The organism is Amycolatopsis sp. cmx-4-83 (assembly GCF_046548815.1).
Taxonomy (GTDB): Bacteria; Actinomycetota; Actinomycetes; order Mycobacteriales; family Pseudonocardiaceae; genus Amycolatopsis; species Amycolatopsis pretoriensis_A.
Window position 1 is genome coordinate 68620 of sequence record NZ_JAEBEF010000020.1, and the last position, 23232, is coordinate 91851.

Annotated in this window: 22 protein-coding genes and 2 pseudogenes; 13 read left to right on the top strand and 11 right to left on the bottom strand. The window is 71.6% G+C overall.

Annotated features, from left to right (window positions below; translation table 11 throughout):
* The first annotated feature begins 2 nt into the window (after window positions 1-2).
* Window positions 3-185, top strand: coding sequence for a hypothetical protein (locus tag ACLJQM_RS44190; RefSeq protein WP_360781163.1), 183 nt, complete (start codon window positions 3-5; stop codon window positions 183-185).
* Here the strand turns inward: ACLJQM_RS44190 and ACLJQM_RS44195 are convergent.
* From ACLJQM_RS44195 to ACLJQM_RS44205, 3 genes are read right to left on the bottom strand one after another with little or no spacing between them, the layout of a single operon-like run.
* Window positions 166-2568 carry a glycoside hydrolase family 65 protein gene (locus tag ACLJQM_RS44195; RefSeq protein WP_360781166.1) on the bottom strand — a complete coding sequence of 801 codons (2403 nt, stop codon included), beginning with the start codon at window positions 2566-2568 and terminating at the stop codon, window positions 166-168. The two genes, ACLJQM_RS44190 and ACLJQM_RS44195, sit on opposite strands and share 20 nt — an antisense overlap.
* Complete coding sequence (locus ACLJQM_RS44200) at window positions 2565-3296, bottom strand: HAD family hydrolase (RefSeq protein WP_360781169.1); 732 nt, start codon at window positions 3294-3296, stop codon at window positions 2565-2567. The genes ACLJQM_RS44195 and ACLJQM_RS44200 overlap by 4 nt, the downstream gene beginning before the upstream one ends.
* 9 nt (window positions 3297-3305) lie before the next feature.
* Window positions 3306-3665 (bottom strand): ArsR/SmtB family transcription factor, encoded by a 360-nt coding sequence (locus ACLJQM_RS44205; RefSeq protein WP_247024682.1) that lies wholly within the window; start codon window positions 3663-3665, stop codon window positions 3306-3308.
* Between the two features lie 124 nt (window positions 3666-3789).
* Between ACLJQM_RS44205 and ACLJQM_RS44210 the strand changes: the two genes are divergently transcribed.
* Window positions 3790-4296, top strand: a complete 507-nt coding sequence (locus tag ACLJQM_RS44210; protein ID WP_247024680.1) for a PaaI family thioesterase — start codon at window positions 3790-3792, stop codon at window positions 4294-4296.
* A 535-nt stretch (window positions 4297-4831) separates the two neighbouring features.
* Here the strand turns inward: ACLJQM_RS44210 and ACLJQM_RS44215 are convergent.
* On the bottom strand, window positions 4832-5308 hold the full coding sequence (locus ACLJQM_RS44215) for a MarR family transcriptional regulator (protein WP_410636183.1): 477 nt from the start codon (window positions 5306-5308) through the stop codon (window positions 4832-4834).
* On the opposite strand from ACLJQM_RS44215, the gene ACLJQM_RS44220 reads away from it, so the two are divergent.
* Entirely contained in the window at window positions 5307-5768 is a 462-nt protein-coding gene (locus tag ACLJQM_RS44220) for a pyridoxamine 5'-phosphate oxidase family protein (RefSeq protein ID WP_410636184.1), read from the top strand. The genes ACLJQM_RS44215 and ACLJQM_RS44220 overlap by 2 nt on opposite strands.
* Window positions 5769-5781: 13 nt before the next feature.
* A pseudogene (locus ACLJQM_RS44225) lies at window positions 5782-6198 on the top strand (hypothetical protein); the annotation flags it as partial.
* Window positions 6199-6284: 86 nt separating this feature from the next.
* Here the strand turns inward: ACLJQM_RS44225 and ACLJQM_RS44230 are convergent.
* Together ACLJQM_RS44230 and ACLJQM_RS44235 are read right to left on the bottom strand one after the other, a co-directional pair.
* Window positions 6285-6851 (bottom strand): EF-hand domain-containing protein, encoded by a 567-nt coding sequence (locus ACLJQM_RS44230; RefSeq protein ID WP_360781301.1) that lies wholly within the window; start codon window positions 6849-6851, stop codon window positions 6285-6287.
* 117 nt (window positions 6852-6968) lie between these two features.
* Window positions 6969-9284 carry a molybdopterin-dependent oxidoreductase gene (locus tag ACLJQM_RS44235; RefSeq protein WP_410636185.1) on the bottom strand — a complete coding sequence of 772 codons (2316 nt, stop codon included), beginning with the start codon at window positions 9282-9284 and terminating at the stop codon, window positions 6969-6971.
* A 214-nt stretch (window positions 9285-9498) separates the two neighbouring features.
* Here ACLJQM_RS44235 and ACLJQM_RS44240 point away from each other — a divergent pair.
* Window positions 9499-10372: pseudogene (locus ACLJQM_RS44240) on the top strand (transposase); the annotation flags it as partial.
* A 153-nt stretch (window positions 10373-10525) separates the two neighbouring features.
* Here ACLJQM_RS44240 and ACLJQM_RS44245 read toward each other — a convergent pair.
* Window positions 10526-11680 (bottom strand): ROK family protein, encoded by a 1155-nt coding sequence (locus ACLJQM_RS44245; RefSeq protein WP_396126828.1) that lies wholly within the window; start codon window positions 11678-11680, stop codon window positions 10526-10528.
* Between the two features lie 139 nt (window positions 11681-11819).
* Here ACLJQM_RS44245 and ACLJQM_RS44250 point away from each other — a divergent pair, with 139 nt between their 5' ends.
* From ACLJQM_RS44250 to ACLJQM_RS44270, 5 genes are all read left to right on the top strand, one after another.
* Window positions 11820-12560, top strand: coding sequence for a DUF427 domain-containing protein (locus ACLJQM_RS44250; protein WP_360781180.1), 741 nt, complete (start codon window positions 11820-11822; stop codon window positions 12558-12560).
* Window positions 12561-12611: 51 nt separating this feature from the next.
* A complete protein-coding gene (gene sigC / locus ACLJQM_RS44255; RefSeq protein WP_410636186.1) occupies window positions 12612-13157 on the top strand; it encodes an RNA polymerase sigma factor SigC in 546 nt (181 codons plus the stop codon).
* 165 nt (window positions 13158-13322) lie between these two features.
* Window positions 13323-15569 (top strand): molybdopterin cofactor-binding domain-containing protein, encoded by a 2247-nt coding sequence (locus tag ACLJQM_RS44260; RefSeq protein WP_410636187.1) that lies wholly within the window; start codon window positions 13323-13325, stop codon window positions 15567-15569.
* A gap of 11 nt (window positions 15570-15580) precedes the next feature.
* Window positions 15581-16039, top strand: coding sequence for a (2Fe-2S)-binding protein (locus ACLJQM_RS44265; protein WP_247024665.1), 459 nt, complete (start codon window positions 15581-15583; stop codon window positions 16037-16039).
* A gap of 136 nt (window positions 16040-16175) precedes the next feature.
* Window positions 16176-17399, top strand: a complete 1224-nt coding sequence (locus ACLJQM_RS44270) for a PucR family transcriptional regulator (RefSeq protein ID WP_410636254.1) — start codon at window positions 16176-16178, stop codon at window positions 17397-17399.
* Between the two features lie 4 nt (window positions 17400-17403).
* Here ACLJQM_RS44270 and ACLJQM_RS44275 read toward each other — a convergent pair whose 3' ends face one another.
* Together ACLJQM_RS44275 and ACLJQM_RS44280 are read right to left on the bottom strand one after the other, a co-directional pair.
* Window positions 17404-17610 carry a hypothetical protein gene (locus ACLJQM_RS44275; RefSeq protein WP_410636188.1) on the bottom strand — a complete coding sequence of 69 codons (207 nt, stop codon included), beginning with the start codon at window positions 17608-17610 and terminating at the stop codon, window positions 17404-17406.
* Between the two features lie 46 nt (window positions 17611-17656).
* Window positions 17657-17932 carry a cyclic-phosphate processing receiver domain-containing protein gene (locus tag ACLJQM_RS44280; protein WP_410636189.1) on the bottom strand — a complete coding sequence of 92 codons (276 nt, stop codon included), beginning with the start codon at window positions 17930-17932 and terminating at the stop codon, window positions 17657-17659.
* Window positions 17933-18054: 122 nt separating this feature from the next.
* Here ACLJQM_RS44280 and ACLJQM_RS44285 point away from each other — a divergent pair, with 122 nt between their 5' ends.
* Window positions 18055-18891, top strand: coding sequence for an SDR family NAD(P)-dependent oxidoreductase (locus ACLJQM_RS44285; protein WP_410636190.1), 837 nt, complete (start codon window positions 18055-18057; stop codon window positions 18889-18891).
* Between the two features lie 46 nt (window positions 18892-18937).
* Here ACLJQM_RS44285 and mgrA read toward each other — a convergent pair whose 3' ends face one another.
* Window positions 18938-19966, bottom strand: coding sequence for an L-glyceraldehyde 3-phosphate reductase (gene mgrA / locus ACLJQM_RS44290; protein ID WP_247024658.1), 1029 nt, complete (start codon window positions 19964-19966; stop codon window positions 18938-18940).
* Window positions 19967-20029: 63 nt separating this feature from the next.
* Between mgrA and ACLJQM_RS44295 the strand changes: the two genes are divergently transcribed.
* Window positions 20030-20911 carry an AAA family ATPase gene (locus ACLJQM_RS44295; protein ID WP_247024657.1) on the top strand — a complete coding sequence of 294 codons (882 nt, stop codon included), beginning with the start codon at window positions 20030-20032 and terminating at the stop codon, window positions 20909-20911.
* Window positions 20908-22275: a vWA domain-containing protein gene (locus tag ACLJQM_RS44300; RefSeq protein WP_247024655.1), complete on the top strand. Its 1368-nt coding sequence runs from the start codon at window positions 20908-20910 to the stop codon at window positions 22273-22275. Before ACLJQM_RS44295 ends, ACLJQM_RS44300 begins: the two co-directional genes overlap by 4 nt.
* Here the strand turns inward: ACLJQM_RS44300 and add are convergent.
* Window positions 22253-23218: an adenosine deaminase gene (gene add, locus ACLJQM_RS44305; protein WP_410636191.1), complete on the bottom strand. Its 966-nt coding sequence runs from the start codon at window positions 23216-23218 to the stop codon at window positions 22253-22255. The genes ACLJQM_RS44300 and add overlap by 23 nt on opposite strands.
* Between the last annotated feature and the right edge of the window lie 14 nt (window positions 23219-23232).

Consider the following 23232-nt stretch of genomic DNA (forward strand, 5'->3'; position numbering starts at 1 on the left):
CCATGAGCGAACTGCAGCGCAGCCACGGCCGCGACGAGGAAGACGAAGAGCTTCCGAAGCTCCCGACGCCGGGGCAGCTGACCCACGACGTGCCGACCGCGCCCGACCCGGACGTGAACCCGGGCGGGACCGAAGACGTACCGGCCCCGCCCGGACGGGACGTCGTCAGCGACCTTCCGCAGTGATCGGGTTGGCCGGTTCCGCGTACTGACGCACCTTTTCCGAGTCGCGCCGCATCGGGGCGCGGCCCGGGGGCTGCTTCGGCGGGTCGCCCGCGTCGATCTTCGGGATCGGGAACCGCTGCGGCTCCGGGGTGAGCGTGATGCGCTCGCCGTGGTGCAGCACTTCCAGCGGCTCGCCGTCGAGCACGTGGTAGGTCACCTGGTCGGGGTCGATCTCGACCTGGAACCGCGTGCCGCGGAACATCAGCCGGAAGGTGATCCGCCCCAGGTGCTCCGGCAGCCGGGGCGAGAACGCCAGCGTCCCGCCGTGGTCGCGCAGCCCGCCGAACCCGGCCACCGCGCCCTGCCACGCCCCGGCCAGCGACGCCATGTGCAGGCCGTTGCGCACGTTGTTGTGCACGTCGTGCAGGTCGGTCAGCGCGGCTTCGGCGAGGTAGTCGTAGGCCAGCTGCAGGTGCCCGACCTCGGCCGCGACGACGGCCTGCGTCCCCGCCGACAGCGAGGAATCCCGCACCGTCCTCGCCTCGTAGTAGGCGAAGTTGCGGGCCTTCTCCTCCGGGCTGAACGAGTCGCCGCACAGGTGCAGCGCCAGCACCAGGTCCGCCTGCTTCACGACCTGCTTGCGGTACAGGTCGAAGTACGGGTAGTGCAGCAGCAGCGGGTAGTGCGCCGGATCGGTGTTCTGGTAGTCCCACTCGTCGTGCTCGAGGAACCCCTCCGACTGGGGGTGCACGCCGAGTTCCGCGTCGTAGGGCAGGTACATCGCCGCGGCGGCCGCGCGCCACGAGTCCAGTTCGACGGTGTCGACGCCGAAGTGCGCCGCCACGTCCCGCTGCCGTTCGCAGGATTCCGCCGCCGCCAGCAGGTTCCGGCGCGCCATCAGGTTGGTGTAGACGTTGTTGTCCGCCACCGCCGAGTACTCGTCCGGCCCGGTGACGCCGTCGATGCGGAACGTCCCGTGCCGGTCGTGGTGGCCCAGCGACGCCCACAGCCGCGCGGTTTCCAGCAGCAGCTCGGTGCCGTAGTCGCGCTCGAACTCATCGTCGCCGGTCGCGTTGAGGTAGCGCAGCACGGCGTCGGCGATGTCCGCGCTGACGTGGAACGCCGCCGTGCCGGCCGGCCAGTACGCCGAGCACTCGGCGCCGTTGATCGAGCGCCACGGGAAGGCCGCGCCGCGCAACCCCAGCTGGTGCGCGCGTTCCCGCGCTTTGTCCATTGTGGAGTGCCGCCAGCGCAGCGCGTCGCGCGCCGCGTCCGGGATGGTGTAGGTGAGCACCGGCAGGACGAACGATTCGGTGTCCCAGAAGGCGTGCCCGTCGTAGCCCGGCCCGGTCAGCCCCTTGCCCGCGATCGCGCGGCTTTCGCCGCGGGCCCCGGCCTGCAGGAGGTGGAAGAGGGCGAAGCGGACGGCTTGCTGCAGCTCGGGATCGCCCTCGATCTCGATGTCGGAGGTGGCCCAGTAGTCGTCGAGGAACTCGCGCTGCTCGGCGACCAGGCCCTTCCAGCCGGTCTGGCGCGCGCCCGCCAGCGCCGCCTCCACCTGGGAGCGCAGCGCGGGCACCGAGCGCTGCGCCGACCAGCCGTAGGCGAGGAACTTGGTGATGCGCAGCTTGCCGCCCTTGGGGACGTCGACGGCGACGGTGAGCCGCGCGAGGTCCTCCTCGGAGTGGATGCGGGCGCGGATGCCGTCGTCCACCTCGATCTTGTGGTCCATCGCCGCGGCCATCCGCAGCCCGGACCGGCGGGTCCGGTGCACCAGCACGGCGTTGTACTCGTTCGCCCGGTGGAACTCGCCGACCAGCGGGGAGTTCAGCGCGGCGGCCACCCGCGGGTCGCTGGTGTCGGACTCGATCGGCTCGTTGGCCAGCAGGTCGGACTGCACGACGAGCTGCAGGTCCTCGTCGAGCGGCTCGACCTCGTAGCGGATCGCCGCGATCGCGCGCTGGGTGAACGACACCAGCCGTTCGGTGCGCACGCGCACCCGCCGCCCGGTCGGCGACGACCACTCGGTGCTGCGGCAGAGCGTGCCCTTGCGGAAGTCGAGCACGCGGTCGTGCTTGGTGGCCGTGCCGTAGCGCATGTCCAGCGGCTCGTCCTCGACGAGCAGCCGGATGATCTTGCCGTCGGTCACGTTGACGACGGTCTGGCCCTCTTCGGGGTAGCCGTAGCCCGCTTCGGCGTAGGGGAGTTCGTGCTGTTCGTAGAACCCGTTGAGGTAGGTGCCGGGCAGCCCGCGCGGCTCGGCCTCCTCGAGGGTGCCGCGCAGTCCGATGTGGCCGTTGGACACCGCGAACGCCGATTCGGTGCGCTGCAGGGCGTCGACGTCCATACCGCGCCAGCGCAGCTCCCACGGGGAGCATTCGTAGCCGCGGGGTTCGTCGGTCATCGGTCCTCCAGCAGGTCGGCGAGGTCGTCGACGACGATGTCGGCCCCGTGGGCCTTCAGTTCGGCGGCCTGGTCGGCCCGGTTCACGCCCACGACGTAGCCGAAGCCGCCGGCTTTCCCGGCCTGGACGCCGGATTGGGCGTCCTCGAAGACGGCCGCGTGCGCGGGTTCGACGCCGAGCGCCTCGGCGCCGGCCAGGAAGGAGTCGGGCGCGGGCTTGCCCTTGAGGTTGCGCTCGCGGATGACGAGGCCGTCGATGCGGGCCTCGATGTACTTGCTCAGGTCACCGGCGTCGAGGACCTTGGCGCCGTTGGCCGACGACGTCACGACGGCGATCCGCAGCCCGGCGGCCTTGACCGCTTCGAGGTAGCGGATCGAGCCGGGGTAGGGGCTGACGCCGCGTTCGTCGATGATCTTCAGGACCAGGTCGTTCTTGCGGTTGCCGACGCCGTTCACGGTGGGCGCGTCCGGCGGGTCGTCGGGAGTGCCCTCGGGCAGCTCGATGTCGCGTGACCGCAGGAATTCCCGCACGCCGTCGGCGCGGGGGCGGCCGTCCACGAAGGCCGCGTAGTCGTGGTCGGTGAACTCGGCGAACCCGGCACCGTCACGGGCCCGGAGAAACTCGTCGAATGTCCGTTTCCACGCTTCGCGGTGGAGAATCGCCGTCCCGGTCAGCACTCCGTCGAGGTCGAACAGGCAGGCGGTGATGGCTTCCGGCAGTCCCGTCATGCCCGCACGCTACCGGTCCGGCTCGTCGGGCGCGGGGTGTGGCCGCACGTGGTGGATGAGTTCGTGCACGGTCGCGTCGGCGAGCCGGTAGCGCACGACGCGGCCGGTGCGCTGCGGGGTGACCAGACCGTGGGCGCGCAGCAGCCGCAGGGCCTGCGACACGGCGGTGTCGGTCATGCCGGTGGCCGCGGCGAGGTCGGTGACGCTGATTTCGCGGGCGTAGTGGATGGAGACCAGCAGGGCCAGCCGCGACGGGTCGGCGACCACGGAGAAGCGCCGGGCCCATTCGTCGATGACGGCGCGGTCGCCGAGCCCGTCGACCGCCGCCGAGACGCGTTCCGGGTCGATCAGCTTGCGCTCGGTGCTCACCCCCGGATGATTCCACCCGCGCCGCGGGCGGACCACCGGTGGCCTGGGTCACGCCGAGCTTGACGCCGCCCCGGCGCCGGGCGAAGCTGCGGTTAAGACACCTGTCATAGTCGAGGAGCCCGAGATGACCGACGTGGCCGCCGAAGCGGAAACCCGCTCGAAGACCATCACCTGGCAGGACCCGCTGCCGACCGCCCGGCTCGGCGCCACGATGTCCGGCCTGGAGTACTTGACGGCCATCAAGGACGGCCGCATCCCGGGCCCGCCGATCGCCGCGCACTTCGGGCTCCGCTGGGAGCGCATCGAGCACGGCGAGGTCGAGGCGGTCGCCGAGCCGGACGAGTCGCTGTACAACCCGATCGGCATGGTCCACGGCGGCGTCGCGGCCACGATGCTGGACTCGGTGGTCGGCTGCGCGGTGCACACGACGCTGCCGGCGGGCGTCGGCTATTCGTCGGTGGAGCTGAAGGTGAGCTACCTGCGCGCGATCCACGCCGGCCGCGGCGAAATCCGGGCGGTCGGCCGGGTGGTCAAGGAGGGGTCGCGGATCGCGTTCGCCGAGGGGGAGATCCGCGACGCCGAGGGCAAACTGCTCGCGACGGCGTCGGGGACCTGCGTGCTCACCCGCTAGCGTCGAAGCGTCCGGTTCGGTGACGGCTGGGAATGCGCCCCAATGGGGCTGTTTCATCGTGGTTTGGTCCGGTCAGGCCGGGTTGACCAGCTGGGGTAACGGTCAGACGCATGCCACCCGGGTAGCGACGCGGACGCTCTGCTCGTGCCGGGTCGGCGCCGGCAGAGCCCGCAGCAACGTGGTGGCATGCCCCGGTGCCATCCGGAGTTTGTCCAGGACCCCCCAGGCTTTGAGAGGCTCGGGTCTGTCGCGACAGGGGAAGGGGCACCCGATAGGAACGTGGACCGAAGCCCTCGGCGGGTGGTTGACAAGGCCACCCCGGTCCGGTCGGCACTTCCTGCCAGGCCGCCGAAACACTGCGTGTTCACCACCGTGACCAGTCACAACCACGATGAAACAACCCCGATGTGGCGTTGGGTGCATCTGACGCACCGAACGCCACATCGGGGCGCTCGTTTCCTCGGCGCCTTCGCGGCGTTGAAGTCCTTGGGCGCGAACGGGTTCTCGAACCGGCCGGCGATGGCGTCGCCGGTGGTCAGCGGGGTGGCCGGACGCGGCGGCCGCGGATCGCGTCGTCGCCGCCGAAGCGTCCGATCACCGACGCCAGCAGCGCGCGGGCGGCCTCGACGCGTCCGGCGCCGTACTCCGCCACCAGTTCCTCCTGGAGTTCCTGCCGCAGCACGCGGGTCGCCTCGACGGCGGCGACCGCGTGCTCGGTCAGGTGCAGCAGCTTGGTGCGCGCGTCGGCGGGATCGGGTTCGCGCCGGAGCAGGCCCCGGCGTTCGAGGTCCGCGACGGCCTTCGACGCCGCCTGCTGCGAGACGCCCATCCGCTCGGCCAGCGCGGTGATCGAGAGCGGGGCAGCCAGGACGTGCTGGATCACGACGCCGTCGTTGAACCGCAGGTCGCCGAAGCCCTGCCCGGTCAGGCGCCGCTGGACCTCGTCGGTCATCGCCCAGCCCGAGAAGAGCGCGGTCAGCGAGAGGTCGAGGGTGCTAGGATGCACAACCATGGTTGTGGAATCTAGCAGAGTGCCGGCCGAGCTGGCTGAAGCGTTCGTGCGCGTGGCGCACCGGATCGTCTGGTGCACGCTGGTGACGGTCGACCGACGGGGGCGTCCGCGGTCCCGGGTCGTGCACCCGATCTGGGAGCGGACGCCGGAGGGCCTGACGGGCCGGCTGTTCACCCGCCCGACGCCGCTGAAGCTCGCGCACCTGGCGGCGTCGCCGTACGTGTCGTGCTCGTACTGGGACCCGCAGCACGAAGTCGCGGTCGCGGAGTGCCGGGCGGAGTTCGCCGACGACGAAGCCTCGCGCAAGGACCTCTGGGACCTCTTCGCGTCGACGCCGGAGCCACTCGGCTACGACCCGAAGATCCTGGGCGGCGAAGACCACCTCGATCCGAAGATCACGGTGCTGCGCTTGACACCCTGGCGCCTCTCGGCCGCCGGCGAAGCCTGGCGGGCGGCCTGATACTGCAACGGCAGTGAGTGAGCGGATCGCGGGCCGGTTCGCGCGGTCGGAGCCGCGGACTCGGGCGCGAGAGTATGTGTCGGGGCTGGAGCGGAAGAACGGCTGGACGCTGGCCGAGGAGGCCGGTGAAGTCTCGCCGGACGGGATGCAGCGGCAGTACTCCGGTACGCGGGCCGGATCGGGAACTACCGGATCGGGACGTTCCTGGCCGATGCCTCGCCTCGCGGGCATGCGCTGATCGACCGCGAAAGCCACGGCAAGCACTGGCGATGCCCGGGTCACTGCTGACGAGGCCTACGGGCAGGTCAAACACCTGCGGTTATGGCTGGAAGCCCACCTGCCCATGGCCAGCTTCGCGGGGCGTGTCGACGCGCTCGTCGGTGTGATCGCACGCCGACCCGGCCGTGCACCCGCCATCGCGGCAGCGGTGCTGCATGCGCCGGATGAAGATGATGCCTTGCTTCGCGGCGCTCTGCTTCCTCACTGGCCTTGGCCGCGACGATCCGATCGAGGCGGTCAGGCCGATGCCGAGCTGCTGGGGATCTTGCCGAACAGGTGCGCCGCGGGGGCGTCCGGGTCTTCGCCGTAGAAGAACTCCGTCAGTGCCTGGTGGAATTCGGCTCGATCCAGGCCGCCCGAGCTGTCCAGGTCCAGTGCGGTGAAGACCGCGGCACAGTCCTCCGGGGACACATTGCCCGCCTGGCCGAAGATTTCCGCGAACTCGGTCCGGTCGACCCGGTCGTCACCGTCGAGGTCGATCAGGTCGAAGTAGCAGTCAGCCACCGGGCCGACCTGCTGCGGGTACAAGACGGGGTCGGCCAGCGCCTGCCGGAACCCCTCGGTCATCTCCCGCAGATCGACTTTGCCGTCGCCGTCCTGGTCCATCGGCGCGATCACGTTGGCCCAGAATGCGTCCAGGCCCTCGGTCAGCCGCCGGGCTGTCGCGGCCTCCGGCATGGCGCCACGGGCCGCGATGTAGCGCTCGCCCATCAACCGGACGTCCTGACGGGTGATCACCCCGTCGCCATCGACGTCTGCGCCCTTGAACCACTGGCGGTACTTGAGTTCCCTGACTTCGGTCATGGCCACGGAAGCTATTCACGCTGGCGAGCAATGTCCAGCGTTCTACCCGAAGGAGGAATCGGGTCACACGTTCGGGCGGTTCACCGCAGCGGTGGTGAGAAGCCGGCCGGATGCACGTCAACCGGGTGGCACGAGGCGTGGTGGTGCGAAGGCGAGCACATCGGGAAGGGGGCCGTCGTAGCGCTCGACGTCGACCAGTGCGCTGAGGGCACTCGGGCCTTGGGACAGGCGCGAGCACGGCCGGTCCGCGGTGAGAACGTTCGGGTTGCCGTGGCGGTCCAATGTTCCGCTCTGCCCCGGCTGGACCGGATCCCACCAGGCCCCCGTGGACAGTTGCACGACGCCGGGCATGACGTCGTCCGACAGGACCACGCCCGCGAGACAGCTTCCCCGGTCGTTGTAGACGCGCACGATCATGCCGCTTTCGATGCCGCGCGACGCGGCGTCCGAGGGATTGATCGTCATCGGCTCACGGCCATGGATCTTCGAACCGAGGCTGTGGCCACCGTTGTCGTACTGGCTGTGCAGGCGCGAAGCGGGCTGGTTCGAGATCAGGTGCAGCGGGAACCGGTCCGACAGATCGGCACGCAGCCACTCCGCCGGCTCGAACCACTTCGGGTGCCCGGCGCAGTCGTCGTACCCGAACGAGTCGATCTCCTCGGAGAAGATCTCGATCCGGCCCGACGGCGTCGTGAGGGGGAACTGGCGCGGATCCGAGCGCAGGGCTTCGAAACTGCCGGGATACGGCCCGGTCGACGCGGGCAGCTCAGCGGTGGAGCTTCGCCAGAAGTCGTCGAAACGCGGCAAGGCGGCATCGTCGCCGAGCTTGTCCCTCGTCTGTTCGTAAAGGTGCCTGACCCATTCGATTTCCGACCGCGACTCCGTGAATTCCCGCTCGAACCCGAGCCGGGCGGCCAAGGCCGCGAAGATCTCGTGATCGGTGCGCGACTCGCCCGCCGGCTCGCGGGCTTTCGGCATCGCGACGAGGTGGGGGTCGGAGAACCCGGCGGCGAAGTCGTCCCGCTCCAGGCTGGTGGCGACGGGCAGGACGATGTCGGCGAACTTGGCCGTCGTGTTCCACCAGGCTTCGTGCACCACCACCGTGTCCGGGAGCTGCCAGGCGCGGGTCAGCCGGTGGAGGTCCTGGTGGTGGTGGAACGGGTTCCCGCCGCACCAGTAGATCAGGCGGAGCTCGGGTAACGTGAGGCGCCGGCCGTCGTAGTCGATGACCTCGCCCGGACGCAGCAGGGTGTCCGCGATCCTCGCGACGGGGATGAAATCCGGGACCGGGTTGGCCACCTCCGGTACCGACGCCACGAAGGCGCGGTTTTCGGCCACGCCTGTCGCGTCCATCGTCGCGTAACCCGTGCCCCAGCCGCACCCGGGCCGCCCCATCGAACCGGCCATGGCGGCCAGCACGACCGACATCCAGACCGGTTGTTCGCCGTGGTCTCCACGCTGCACCGCGTAGTTGACCATGATGAGAGAACGTCGGGAGGTGAGGCGGCGAGCGAGGTCGGCGAGCACGTCGCGATCGATGCCCGTGATCTTCTCCGCCCAGGCGGCGTCCTTCCGGACGCCGTCGAGTTCGCCGGTCAGGTAGGCGGCGAAGCGGTCGAACCCGGTGCAGCACCGGCGCAGGAAATCCTCGTCGTGCCACCCGTTGACCAGCATTGTGTGGGCGATGCCGAGCATCGCGGCGGTGTCGGTGCCGGGGATGACGGGCAGCCACTCGGCGTCGACGAAGCCGGCGACGTCGCTGCGGAGGGGACTGATGTTCACGAACCGCACTCCGGCCGCGCGGCACTGGCGCAGCAGGTCCCGCGTCCGGTGCTTGACCAGCCCGCCGGGGTTGATCTGGCTGTTTTTGAGGGCTAGGCCGCCGAACGCCACCACCAGCTCGCAATTCCCGGCTATGGCGTCCCACATCGGCATCCGGCTCTGGTAGCTCCACGGGTGACCGCCGATCACGTGGGGGAGGATGACCTCCAACGCCGCGGTGCTGTAGGTGTTGCGAGAATCGGTGTAGCCCCCGCCCAGCGCGAGGAACCGGTGGAGTTGCCCCTGCGCGTTGTGGAACCTGCCGGCGCTCGCCCAGCCGTAGGAGCCGCCGAACACCGCGCTGTCCCCGTGCCGGTCACGAACTCGACGGAGTTCCTCGCTCACCAGGGTGATCGCCTGGTCCCAGCTCACCTCCACGAAGGCGTCCGCGCCCCTGGCGGCACCGGGGGCGCGGGGCTCGCCGTTCAGCCAGCCCCGGCGCACGGCGGGGCGCAGCACGCGAGCGCTGTCGTCGGCGGCGGTCACCATTCCGGGGCCGATGGGCGATGGCGCCGGGTCGTCGGGCCTCGGCTCGATGCGCACCAATCGGCCGGAGTCGACGACGGCGACGAAACTGCCCCAGTGCGTCGCCACCGACACGCGTCGTTCCATCACGCATCAACCCCATCCTGAAGTGTGCTCGGCCTGGTGCCCACGTCGCCGGAGTGGTGTGTCACAACGGAAGATACCCGGGCCGGGAGAGGTTGACGACGTCCGTGCGGGTCCTGATCGAGGCCGGGTGCAGTACGCGGCAGCGCGACGTCGGTCCGGGGATCGACGGCGCTGGTCCTCGGGTTGCTCGCCGAGGCGATCCGGGAAGGACCGTGGGCAACGATCGCGGTCGGAGCCGCGGGGCCGAGCGCGGGAGTAGGTGTCCGGGCTGGTCGCAGGCCTGGAGCGGAAGTACGGCTGGACGCTGGCCGAGCAGGCCGGTGAGGTCTCGCCGGACGGGATGCGGCGGTTGCTGCGCTGGGCGGACTGGGACATCGACGACGTCCCTGTCAGATCGGGACGTTCCTGGCCTGTGCCCCGAGCGCGGGCACGCGGTGATCGACCGGGCGTCGTATCTGCCCGAGCCGTGGATCGCCGACCGGGAGCGGTGCCGGCGGGCGGGGATTGCGGACGGGACCGGGTTCGAGACGAAGCCGCGGCAGGCGATGGCGATACCGGCGCGGGCGTTCGCCGCGAGGGTGCCGTTCGCGTGGGTCACCGCCGATGAGGCTTGTGGGCAGGTCAAGTACCTGCGGGTGTGGTTGGAAGATCCGGACGCCGCGTAGGTGCTGGCCACCACCGACGGTGCCGAGGCGAGGGCGGACGAGCTGGTCGAGCGGGCGTGGCGGCGGTTGTCGGTCGGGGCTGGTGCACCCGGGCCCCGCGAGTACGACTGGGGCCCGGATCCCCATCGGAACCAGCCGGCGGGCCGGGCGCGGGCACTGGCTGCTCGCCCGCCGCAAGATCAGCGATCCGACTGGGATCGTTCACTACGTCTGGTACGGGCCCCGCGGCTCGAGCCTGCTGGACCTGGCCTGGATCGCCGGGACCCGCCGGCGGATCGAGGAATGCTTCCAGCAGGCCGAGGACGAAGCCGGATTCGACCACCACCAGGTTCGCTCCAGGCGAGCTGGTACGCCCACATCACCCTGTCCATGCTCGCCCACGCCTGGCTCGCCGTCTCCCGATCCCTGGCCGCAAACGGAGATCCGGCGCCTGCTCACCAAGCTGGTCCTGCGTGTCACCGACACCGCCGAGCACGTCCGGGCCTGGTCATACTTCCGCCGACGAACACAACACCAAGCCCGCCTCGGTCACTACAAACGCCGCGGCTACCCACTCACCTGACTGCCGTTGCAGTACTAAGCGCCGACGCGGTGGTCGAAGACCAGGCCTTCCGCCGCCCGCAGGCCGACGCTGATCGCGCCGGTCAGGACCGCGTCCTCGCCCAGTTCGCCCTGGACCACTTTCGGCACCAGCGGCGTGAACGCGCGCAGGGCGCGGTCGATCGGCTCCAGCAGCAGGTCGGCCGCCGTGCCCATGCCGCCGCCCAGGACGATCAGCTCCGGGTCGATCACCGCGGCCACCGAGGCCACCGTGTAGGCCAGGCGGTCGGCTTCGGTTTCCACCGCGCGCCGGGCGAGTTCGTCGCCTTCGCGGGCCAGGCGGAAGACCTCGCGGGCCGACTTCGCCGTGCCGAGGCCGAGTTCGCGGGCGCCGCGGACCACCGACTGCGCCGCCGTCGCCTCTTCGAGGTGGCCGCGCGCGGGCGGGCTCGTGGGCTCCTCGGCCGCGCGCGTGCGGCCGTAGGGCAGGTAGCCGATCTCGCCCGCCGCGCCGGTCGCGCCGCGGAACACCCGGCCGTCGACCATCATGCCCATGCCGACGCCGGTGCCGATCGTGATGCAGCCGAACACCGACGCACCGCGTGCGGCACCGCTTTCCCACTCGCCGACCGCGGTCAGGTTCGCGTCGTTCTCGACCATCAGGTCCGGGCCCAGCGCGGCTTCGAGGTCGTCGATCAGCCCGGCCCGGCCCCAGCCCGGCAGGTTCGGCGCGTGCCGGAAACAGCGCTTCTCCGGATCGGCGACGCCGGGGGAGCCGACCACGCGGACAACGATGTCGGCAGCCGTCAGGCCCGCTTCGGCGACGGCGTCGGCGGCGATCTTCCCGACCGCGGTCACCAGCGCCGCCCCGGACCGCGCCGTGTTGCGCTCGTCGCGGCGCGCCACCAGCACGCGCCCGAGGTCGGACACCGCGACGCGCAGGTGCTCGCGGCCGATGTCGATCCCGAGCACGTACCCCGCCGTGGGGTCGGCCTCGTACAGCACGGCCGACCGGCCGGTGCCGGTGGACGTCTGCCCCGTCGGGCGCGCCAGCCCCGCGGCCTCGAGCGCCAGCAGCGCCTGGCTGACCGTCGGCTTCGACAGCCCGGTGTCCTTCGCGACCTGCGGCCGCGTCGCCGGCCCGCTGCGGCGCAGCAGGTCCAGCACCGCCCGCTGGTTGATCTTGCGCATCCCGGCGGGGGTCCCGACCGTTGGAGCTCCTACGCCGGTCACCCGTGCCCGCCTCTCGTTTTCGTTCTCCCCGCCACGCTAGCCGCCCGGAACCCGGTTTTTCCGGAATACGTCCGATCCGGAACCCGTTGACCGGGGCATGAGCACTCCGGTACGCGGCCGGGTCCGCGTGGCACAAGGCGCGAAGCGGGTACGCGTGTTCCTCGGCGGGGAACTCGTCGCGGACACGGTGCACCCCCTTCTGGTGTGGGAAGTCCCGTACTACCCCACGTACTACTTCCCGCGCGCGGACGTCGTGAGCGGCGTGCTCACCCCCTCCGGCCGGACGACGCATTCGCCCAGCCGGGGAGAAGGTGTTCTGTCGACGATAAAGGTCGGCCGGGCCGAGGCGGTGGACGGCGCGCTGGAACACCCGGATTCGCCCATCGGGGAGCTCCGGGACCACGTCCGCTTCGACTTCGCCGCCTTCGACTGGTTCGAAGAGGACGAGCAGATCTTCACGCACCCGCGCGACCCCGGCGTGCGCGTGGACGTCCTGCCGAGCTCGCGCCACGTCCGGATCGAGGTGGACGGCGTCACGGTCGCCGACTCGGTCCGCCCGCACCTGCTCTTCGAGACCGGCCTGCCGGTCCGCTACTACCTGCCCCGCGTCGACGTCCGGATGGACCTGCTCGAGAAGACCGACGTCGTCACGCACTGCCCGTACAAGGGTGCGGCCGACCACTTCGACGTGGCCGGGCACGGCGACCTCGCGTGGAGCTACCCGACGCCGCTGCCGGAGAGCATCCGGGCGGCCGGGCTGGTGGCGTTCCTCGACGAGAAGGTGGACGTCTACGTCGACGGAGTGCGGCAGGAGCGCCCGAAGACCAAGTTCGCCTGACCGTTCCCCCGAGCCGTCGCCGGGTCCCCGGTTACTGCTACGTTCCGGATCATGACCCGCGGTGAGGACGACGAACGCGTCACGGCTCTCGCGCTGGCCGCCGGCCGGGGCGACCGGCGCGCGCTGGAGGAGTGGGTCCGCGCGACTCAGGCCGACGTCTGGCGCTTCCTCGCGCACCTCACCGACGCGGCCGCCGCCGACGACCTGGCGCAGGAGACCTACCTGCGCGCCTTCGGCAGTCTCCGCCGCTTCGCCGGCCGTTCGTCGTCCCGCACCTGGTTGCTGGCCATCGCGCGCCGGGTGGTCGTCGACCAGATCCGGGCCGCCTCCGCCCGGCCGAAGATCGACTGGGACGCCCCCGTCGACCAGGGCCGCGCCGCCGCCGGGTTCGAAGACCTCGTCGAGCTCGGCGTGCTGCTCGACGGCCTCGACCCGGACCGGCGCGAGGTGCTCGTGCTGACCCAGGTGCTCGGGCTGTCCTACGCCGAGGCCGCGGACGTCTGCGGCGTGCCCGTCGGCACCGTCCGCTCACGCGTCGCGCGCGCCCGCGACGACCTGCTCGAAGCCCGCCGGGAACGCGGCTCGGACGCCGGCTGAACCAGCCGGTTGGGCCGTCCGGCACTGTGGCGGCGCACACATTCGGCGGCTTCGACTGTCACCCCGTCACAGGAATGGGCGAACACGACTACGCCGCGTTGACGGCCTGACAACGCCTGCTTAGCGTGGCGCGCACCCCGCCACCACGCCTGCAAGGGATTCCCGATGGCCAGTCCCACCACCGAACCCGCCGACCCCGCCGAAGCCGGGCAGGTCGGCCGCCGCCGCTTCCTGACCTACCTGGTCGCCGCCCCCACGCTCACCGTCGCCACGAAGCTCACCACCGACGCGGTGGCCCCGGCGACCGCGGACGCCGTCGTCCCGACCCTGCCGCAGCCCGCGGAGATCCTCGACCTCGGCGACGTGCTGACGCTGTCGTGCGCACCGACCGCCGGGATGCTCGTGCTGGAGCTGACGGCCGACGGGCGGGCGCGGCTGCAGCTGCCGCGCGCCGAAGTCGGGCAGGGCATCTCGACGGCGACCGCGATGCTCGTCGCCGAGGAGCTGGACCTGCCGCTCGACCGCGTCGACGTCGTGCTGTCCGACGCCCGCACCGAGCTGTTGTTCAACCAGCTCACCGGCGGCTCCAACACGATGCGCTCGCTCTACGACCCGGTCCGCGCCACGGCGGCGACCGCGCGCGCCCGGATGGTCGCCGCGGCCGGGGCGAAGTGGGGGACCGACGCGTCCCGGCTGTCCACTCGCGACGGTGCGGTGTGGGCGCCCGACGGCCGCAGCGCCGGCTACGGCGTGCTCGCCGGACCCGCGTCGCGCACGGACCTGAGCACCGGGGCCATCGCGCCGAAAGCCGAGTCGGCGCACACGCTCGTGGGGACGCCGACCTCGCGCAAGGACGCCCGCGCGATGGTCACCGGCAAGCAGGTCTACACGCTCGACCTCGACGTGCCCGGCGCGAACCCGGTGATGGTGCGGCGGCCGCCGTCGATCAACGGCACGGTGCGGAAGGTCGACAACGAAGCCGCGGTCCGGGCGATGCCCGGGATCATCGACATCGCCGTCGTGCCCACCGGCGTCGCGGTGATGGCGGAGACGTTCGGGCAGGCCCTCGACGGCAAGAACGCCCTCGACGTCACCTGGGGACCGGGCACAGTGGACGGTGAGGACAACGAGAGCGTCAAGAAGAAGCTGCGCGGGGCCGCGCTGCCGTTCGTGGTGCCGCCGCTGCTGACGCAGTACGTCGACGGTGAGTTCGACTTCGCCTTCGCCAGCCACGCGCCGATGGAGTCGAACTCCGCGGTCGCCGACGTCCGCGAGGACAGCGCGACCATCTGGGCCGGGCTGAAGTCGCCGATCGTGGCGAAGCAGACCATCGCCCAGGAGCTGGGGCTGCCCGAGAACAAGGTCACCGTGCACGTCCAGCAGGGCGGCGGGTCGTTCGGGCGGCGGCTGTTCTTCGACGCCGCCCTCGAAGCCGCGCACATCTCGAAGGCGATGAAGAAGCCCGTCCGGCTGATGTGGAGCCGGATCGACGACATGCGCCACGGCCGGGCGCGCGCGGCGAGCTACCACCGGATCCGCGCCACCTTCGCGCTCGGGCAGGTGCTGACGTTCGAGCACCGCGTCGCCAGCGTCGAAACCGACTGGAGCCACGGGCTCGGCGAGATCCTGACCGCGTTCGCGGCGAAGCTGCCCGTCGGCGGCAACCTGAGCTTCGCGCAGACGGTGTTCCTGCTGACGGTGAAGTCGCCGTACAACTTCGGCGTCACCACGCAGCTGCTCAACGAGGTCCCGCTGAAGTTCCACACCTCGGCGTGGCGGTCGGTCTACTCGGCGAACACCCGCGGTGCCGAAGAGATCATGGTCGACGAGATCGCGAAGAAGCTCGGCAAGGACCCGGTGGCCTTCCGCCGCGAGTTCATCAAGGACGAGCGCCAGCGCGCGGTGCTGGACAAGGTCGCGGAACTCGGCGAGTGGGGCAAGAAGATGCCGGCGGGCTTCGCCCAGGGCGTCGCGGTGCACGGCGAGTACAAGTCGTTCACCGCCTGCCTGGTCGAACTCGACGCGCGCGACCCGAAGCACCCGCGCGTCACGAAGGCGACCATCGCGGTCGACGTCGGCAAGCCGGTGAACCCGCGCGGGATCCAGGCGCAGATGCTCGGCGGCCTGACCGACGCGATTTCGACGACGCTCACCGCCGGCCTGCACATCGACCACGGCCTGCCGCTCGAAGGCAGCTACTCGCAGTTCCACTACGCGCGGCAGAAGAACTCGCCGATGGACGTCCAGGTGCACGTCATGCCGGCGGCCGGCGAGGACATCGGCGGCGCGGGCGAACTCGGCGTGCCCGCCCCGGTCGGCGCGATCGCCAACGCCTACGCCCGGGCGACCGGGATCAAGCCCCGCAGCTTCCCGATCACCTTCCCGGTCGACTTCGACCCGTTCCCGCGCTGAGGAGAGTCCCCATGCCCAACTACACCTTCGTGGTGAACGGGAAGACCGTCACCGTCGACGCGCCCGCCGACCTGCCGATGCTGTGGGCGCTGCGCGACAAGCTCAAGGTCCGCGGGCCGAAGTACGGCTGCGGCATCAACGTCTGCAAGGCCTGCACCAGCCACCTCGACGGCGAGGCGTTCAACCCCTGCGTCACCCCGGTTTCGGAGTGCTCCGGGCGTGAAGTCACCACGATCGAAGGCCTGTCGGACGGCGAAGAGCTGCACCCGGTCCAGGAAGCCTGGCTGGAGCAGGACGTCGCGCAGTGCGGCTACTGCCAGCCGGGGCAGATCATGGCGGCCGTGGCGCTGCTGAAGAAGACGAAGAACCCGACGGACGCGGACATCGACGCCATCCAGAACGTGTGCCGGTGCGGCACCTACTTCCGGATCCGCGAAGCGATCAAGAGCGCGGCCGCCAAGATGGCCTGACGCGGATGCGGAGGTTCTCCGGAAGAACCTCCGCATCCGCGGTGCCTGAGGAAAGTTCACCCGGTCGTGGTTGATGCTTTCGGGTTAGATGCGGATCTCGGGTCTCGACGAGGAGGTCCGGGGACCGGAGGGCACGATGCACCACCCAGCGCTGCTGTCCGGCGGGCTCGCCCCGCGGGTCGCCGTCCTCGCCGCCGACGTCGAGCGGAAGCTGCCCGAGCTGATCGACAGCACCGTGCGGCAGATCCGCGCCGAAATGCCGGTCTACGCCGACGCCCGGTTCGTCACGCACGCCGAGCTGCGGAACTCGGTGCGCGCCAACCTCGAACACGTGATGCGCACGCTGCGCGGCTCGGACGGCCCCGACCTGGCGCAGGCCCACGCGACCGCCCGGGCCCGGGCGCTGCAGGGCGCGCCGCTGCCGGAACTGCTGCGGGCGTACCGGGTCGGGCTGACCGAGGTGTGGCACCGGTTCGTCGAGCTGACCGCCCGCGAGCAGGACCTGGCCGGGCTGGTCGCCGCCACGACGGCGATCTGGGCGCTCGTCGACGACCTCGCCGAAGCCCTCACGACGTCCTATAGGGACACGACGGCGGAAGTCGTGGTGGCGCACCAGACCCGGCGCTCGGCGCTGGTCGAGGCGCTGTTCGCGGGCGGCACGGCGACCGAGGGCACGCTGTGGGACATCGCCCGCGTGCTCGAGCTGTCGCTGGACGGCACATTCGTCGTCGTCGCGGCGGAAGCCCCGCGCCTGGGCCAGGAACCGCTGCCCCAGATCGAGGCCCGGCTGCGGGCGGTGCACCACGCGTCGGCCTGGCGGCTGACGCCGGACCTGCAGGTGGGCGTGGTGTCCCTGCGCGACCCGGCGGCGTCGAAGGCGATCGTGGAGCTGGTCCGCGAGCACCCGGTGGGCCGCGTCGGCATCAGCCCGGTGTTCACCGGCCTGGGCAACACGGCCCGCGCGCTGCACCTGGCCCGGGTGGCGCTGTCCAGCATGACGCCGGGCACGCCGGGCCTGGTCCAGTTCACCGAGTCGCCGCTGGCCGGGCTGGTCGCGAGCGCCCCGGAGGCGTCGGTGCAGCTGGCCCACCACGTTCTCCAGCCGGTGCTCGACCTCCCGGGCGACGACCGGAACGTGCTGCTGCTGACGCTGCGCGCGTGGTTCGACTGCCAGGGCTCGACGAAGCTGACGTCGGAGCGGATGTTCTGCCACCCCAACACGATCCGCCACCGCCTCAAGCGCATCACGGAGGAGCTGGGCCGCTCCCTGACGAACCCGGCGGACATCGCGGAGCTGGGCGCGGCGCTGCGAGCGTTGAACCTCTTCCCGGAGGCGACCCACCTGCCGGCCCCGCGCTGAGGAATCAGGCGGCGAACCCGGCGAGCGCGCGCACTTCGACCGGCAGGTGGACGGCGGCGGTGACCCGGGCGGCCCACCCCAGCGCGGCGGCGAGGCCGGCGGCTTCGATCAGGGAGAACCCCGCCGAGGTGCTCCTTGCCTTCGGCGAAGGGCCCGGGCCATGACGGCTCGTCCTCGCGGACGGACGGGTCCCGTCGCCCAGTGTCCACACGAACGGGCCGGGCCCGGATCGACGGTGGGCGAGTGGTCCGATCGGGTCACGCGCTGCCGGGCCCGTAGCGCCGGGCCATCCCGGCGAGCCACTCCCGGCCGACGGGGTTCGCCGTGTGGATCCGCACTTCGGGCGGCCAGCGTTCGTGCTCGCACATCCACAGCACCACCGGCCGGGTGGTGTCGTCGCCGCCGAGGTCGTGGTCGAGGGAGATCGCGGTGAACTCGCCGCCGGCGAGGAGCTCGATCGCCTCCGCGCTCGACTTGGCCCACGTCCACCCCTCCGGAGCCGGGCGCAGGTCGTCCACCCAGAGCTTGTCCACGCCGCTGACCCTAGCCACCCGGCGGTCCGTGACCGGGGTCACCGGCGGGTGCTGTCACGGGGTTCCGGGCGCCGGTGTCCTGGTGGCGATCGCCCGGACGGGGCGAAGAACGGGGAAACGTCGTGAGCAAGGTTTGGTTCGTCACCGGTTCGTCGCGCGGCCTCGGCCGGTGTTTCGTCGAGGCCGCGCTCGCCCGCGGCGACCGGGTGGCCGCGACCGCCCGGTCCACCGAGGGTTTCGGCGCGCTGGTCGCCGCCTACGGCGATGCCGTGCTGCCGCTGGAGCTGGACGTGACCGGCAAGGCCGCCGTGTTCGAAGCGGTGAAGCGGGCCGCCGGGCACTTCGGCCGCCTGGACGTCGTCGTGAACAACGCCGGGTACGCGCAGATCGGCGCGATCGAGGAGCTGACCGAGCGGGAGCTGCGCGATCAGCTGGAGACCAACGTCTTCGGGGCGGTGTGGGTCGTCCAGGCCGCGTTGCCGTACCTGCGCGAACAGGGCGCCGGGCACTTCGTCCAGCTGTCGTCGGCCGCGGGGCTCGTCGCGATGCCGCTCGGCGGCGCGTACCAGGCGTCGAAGTGGGCGCTCGAAGCGCTGAACGAAACCCTGGCCAAGGAGGTCGCGGGCTTCGGGATCAAGGTCACGGTGGTCGAGCCCGGCGGCTTCGCCACCCGCGACGGCCGGAACCCGGACCCCCTCGCCAACGGTCACGTCGCCACGACGAGCCCGGCCTACGACGGTCTCCGCCGCCGGATCGCCGAGGTCGCGGGCGGGCAGCCCGCCGGTGACCCGGCCGCCGCCGCGCAGGCACTGCTCAAGGTCGTCGACGCCGCGAACCCGCCCCTGCGGGTGCTCTTCGGGCAGGGCTTCTACCCGATGATCAAGCAGGCCTACGCCGACCGGCTCGAGACGTGGGCCGCGTGGCAGGACCTCTCGGCGCAAGCCCAGGGCACCCGGTGATCCCGGGCGGCGGGGGCGCGCACGGCGCCCCACCGCCCGGGACCGATCAGGCGTCCGAGGACCGCTTCCAGAGGTTGATGTCCGCGTCGGTCGCGTGGCCGTCGATCTCGGTCAGCTCCTCGGAGGAGAAGTCGAGGTTGCCGAGCGCGCCGACGTTGTCCTCGAGCTGCTTGACGCTGCTCGCGCCGACGAGCACCGACGTCACCCGGTGGTCGCGCAGCGCCCACGCCAGCGCCAGCTGGGCCAGGGACTGGCCGCGCCGGCCCGCGATGTCGTTGAGCGCGCGGACGCGGTTCAGGCGGTTCTCGTCCAGGGTGTCCGGGTTCAGCGACTTGCCCTGCGCGGCCCGCGAGTCCGCCGGGACGCCGTCGAGGTACTTGTCCGTCAGCAGGCCCTGGGCGAGCGGCGAGAACGCGATGCAGCCCGCACCCGCCTCGTCCAGGGTGTCGAGGAGGCCGTCCTCCTCGATCCAGCGGTTGAGCATCGAGTACGACGGCTGGTGGATCAGCAGCGGCGTGCCGAGCTCCCGCAGCATCCGCGCCGCCTCGGCGGTCCGCTCCGAGCTGTAGGACGAGATGCCGACGTAGAGCGCTTTCCCGGCGCGGACGGCGCGGTCGAGCGCCCCGACGGTCTCCTCCAGCGGCGTCTCGGGGTCGAAGCGGTGGGAGTAGAAGATGTCGACGTAGTCCAGGCCCAGCCGGCCGAGCGACTGGTCCAGAGAGGACAGCAGGTACTTGCGCGAGCCCCACTCGCCGTACGGGCCGGGCCACATGTCGTAGCCCGCCTTGGTCGAGATCACCAGCTCGTCGCGGTAGGGCTTGAAGTCGGTGGCCAGCAGCCGCCCGAAGTTCTCCTCCGCCGAGCCGTAGGGCGGGCCGTAGTTGTTCGCCAGGTCGAAGTGGGTGATGCCGAGGTCGAAGGCGCGGCGGGTGATGTCCCGCTGCGTCTGCAGGGGCTTGTCGTGGCCGAAGTTGTGCCACAGCCCGAGCGAGATCGCCGGCAGCTTCAGCCCGGAACGCCCGCAGCGCCGGTAGGGAATCGAGTCGTATCGGCCGGATGCCGCAAGGTAGGTCACACGGCCGATGCTAGTCCGGTAGTCGGGTACGCTCCGGGTGAGCGACCGCTTAGGAGGCACGTGGTGGGCACCGGATTCTTCACGTCCGTCGACGACGTGTCGGCGAAGCTGGCCGAGGCGGGCTACCTGGCCTCCACCGCGGTCGCGACCACGGTGTTCCTCGCCGACCGGCTGGGCAAGCCGTTGCTGGTCGAGGGCCCGGCCGGCGTCGGCAAGACCGAGCTCGCCAAGGCGGTCGCCCAGGTCAGCGGCTCGCGCCTGGTGCGCCTGCAGTGCTACGAGGGCATCGACGAGGCCCGCGCGCTCTACGAGTGGAACCACGCCAAGCAGCTGCTGCGGATCACCGCCGGCCGCGACGAGACGTGGGAGGACGCCCGCACCGACATCTTCGGCGAGGAGTTCCTGCTCCGCCGGCCGCTGCTCACCGCGATCTCCTCCGCCGAGCCGACCGTGCTGCTCATCGACGAGACCGACAAGGCCGACATGGAGGTCGAGGGCCTGCTGCTGGAGGTGCTCGGCGACTTCCAGGTCACCGTCCCGGAGCTCGGCACGATCACCGCCACGCGCCCGCCGTTCGCCGTCCTGACCTCGAACGCCACGCGCGAGCTGTCCGAAGCGCTGCGCCGCCGGTGCCTGTTCCTGCACATCGACTTCCCGGACGAGGACCTCGAGCGCGAGATCGTCCGGCTCAAGGTCCCGGGGATCGACGCCGCACTCGCGGATTCCGTCGTCCGGGTGATCGCCGCCCTGCGCGCGATGGACCTGCGGAAGCTGCCCTCGGTCGCGGAGACCATCGACTGGGCGCGCACGCTGCTCGCGCTCGGCGCGTCCACGCTGGACGAGCGGGTGGTGCGGGAGAGCCTCGGCGTCGTCCTCAAGCACCAGGACGACATCGCCAAGGCGGGCGCCGGGCTGCAGCTCGAACAGGTCCTGGACGCGTCGTGACCGGCGGCGTGCCGGAGCGGCTCGCGTCGTTCGTCAAGGCACTCCGGGCCCAGGGCATCCCGGCCGGTCCGGCCGAGACGGTCGACGCCGCGGCGGCGTTGGAGGTGCTCGGCTTCGACGACCGCGAACTGGTCCGCGAGGGGCTGGCCGCGGCGCTGGTCCGGCGCGGCGGGCAGCGCGCGGTCTTCGACGCCGCTTTCGACCTGTACTTCCCGGCCGGGATCGGGACGCCCGAGCGCGCCCGCGAAGACGAGCCGTCGACGCTGGAGGAGCTGCGGGAAGAGCTGGCCGCCGCGCTCGCCGACGGCGACCAGCAGGCGCTCGCCCAGCTTGCCGGGCTCGCGGTCGACATGCTCGGCCAGTACGGCTCGTCCACCGGACCCGGTGGCGGGTTTTCGGCGCACCAGACCCTGGAGCGGCTCCAGCCGCAGACGCTGATCGCGCGGGTGCTGGCCGCGGTCCGCGGCGGGGGCGCGCGCGGCGAGTTCACCGACCGGCTCGACCGGGACGAGATCCGGCGTCGCGTCGAAGGGTTCCGCGGGCGGATCCGGACCGAAGCGCGCCGCCGTGCGGCCGAGGTCCGCGGCCGCGAGCGCGTCGCCAAGCACGCCATCGCCCCGGCGCCCGACCGCGTCGACTTCCTCATCGCCAGCCGCAACCAGCTCGCCGAACTGCGTCGCACGATCCAGCCGCTGTCCCGCAAGCTGGCCACGCGCCTGGCCGCCCGCCGCAAACGCACCACGCGCGGCCAGATCGACCTGCGCCGCACGCTGCGGCGGTCGCTGTCCACCGGCGGCGTCCCGCTGCGCCCGGCCTACCGCCACCGGCGGCCCGGCCGACCGGAAATCGTGCTGCTGTGCGACCTGTCCGGCTCGGTGGCGGGGTTCGCGAACTTCACCATGCTGCTGGTCCAGGCGCTGCGCGACCAGTTCAGCAAGATCCGCGTGTTCGCCTTCGTCGACAGCGCCGACGAGGTCACCCACCTGGTCACCACCGGCACCGCCGACCCCGAGCACCTCACCGCGCGCATGCTCTCCGAAGCGGCGCTGGTCCGCTGGGACGGCCACAGCGACTACGGCGGCTCCCTGCGCCAGTTCACGGAGAACTGGCCGGCGGCGGTCGGCCCCCGGACGTCGGTCCTGATCCTCGGCGACGCCCGCACCAACGGCGGCGACCCCAACCTCGACGCGGTCCGCGAGATCAAGTCCCGCGCCCGCCACGTCTACTGGCTGAACCCCGAGCGGCGGTCGCTGTGGTCGACCGGCGACTCGGCGGCGCTGGAGTACGCCGACGTCGTCGAGATGCACGAGTGCCGCACGGTGCAGCAGCTTTCCACGCTGGTCACGCGCCTGCTGCCGGTGTGAGCCATGCGTCGATGCCGTCGAGGATCTTCCGCTTCGTCGTTTCGGGGGCGAAGGACGCCGTGACGCTCGCGCGGGCGAAGTCCGCCATCGTGGCGTCGTCGTAGCCGAAGGCGTCCCGGACGCGGGCGTACTCCTCGGCGAGCTGCGCGCCGGTCACCGAAGGGACATCGGTGTTGAGCGTGACCGTCAGGCCGGCGTCGCGCAGGCGGGGGAGCGGGTGCTCGGGCAGCGAGGGCACCAGCCCCAGCGTCACGTTCGACGACGGGCAGACTTCCAGCGCCAGGCCGCGGTCGCGCACCTCGGCGACGAGCGCCGGGTCGTCGAGGACGCGGATGCCGTGCCCGAGCCGTTCGGTCCGGCCGACTTCGAGCGCTTCGCGGATGCTCTCCGGCCCCGCGTCCTCGCCGGTGTGGTGCAGCAGGCGGATCCCGGCCGCCCGGGCCTTCTCGAAGAGTGTCGCGAACGGACGCAGGGAGTGGTTTTCTTCGCCCGCCATGCCGATCGCGAACACCTCGTCGTACTTCAGCGCGAGGTCGAGGGTGCGCTCGGCGCGTTCGACCGAGCGCCGCCGGGAGTGGTCGAGCACGAGCCGGGTTTCGAGCCCGGACAGTCCTTTGAGGACGGATGCCAGGGGCATTTCCGGGTCGCCCAGCCGTTCCCCGTGCGCGGCCGCGGTGAACGTGACTTCGGCGTAGCGCGTGCCTTGGGCGAGCTCGTCTTCGCAGTACTCGCGTGCGATGCGCTCGAAGTCCTCGGGCTGCCGGAGGCAGGCCCGGATGAGCGCGTTGTAGTCGGCGAACGCGCGAAAGCCGTCGAACTCCGGCGGTTCGGCCGGGACGGCGACGCCGTTCGCCTCGCCGAGTTCGCGGAGCGTGCCCGGCCGGATCGTGCTCTCGAGGTGGACGTGCAGGTGGGCCTTGGGCAGGGTCGCCAGGTCGCGCATGAGCCCGACCCTAG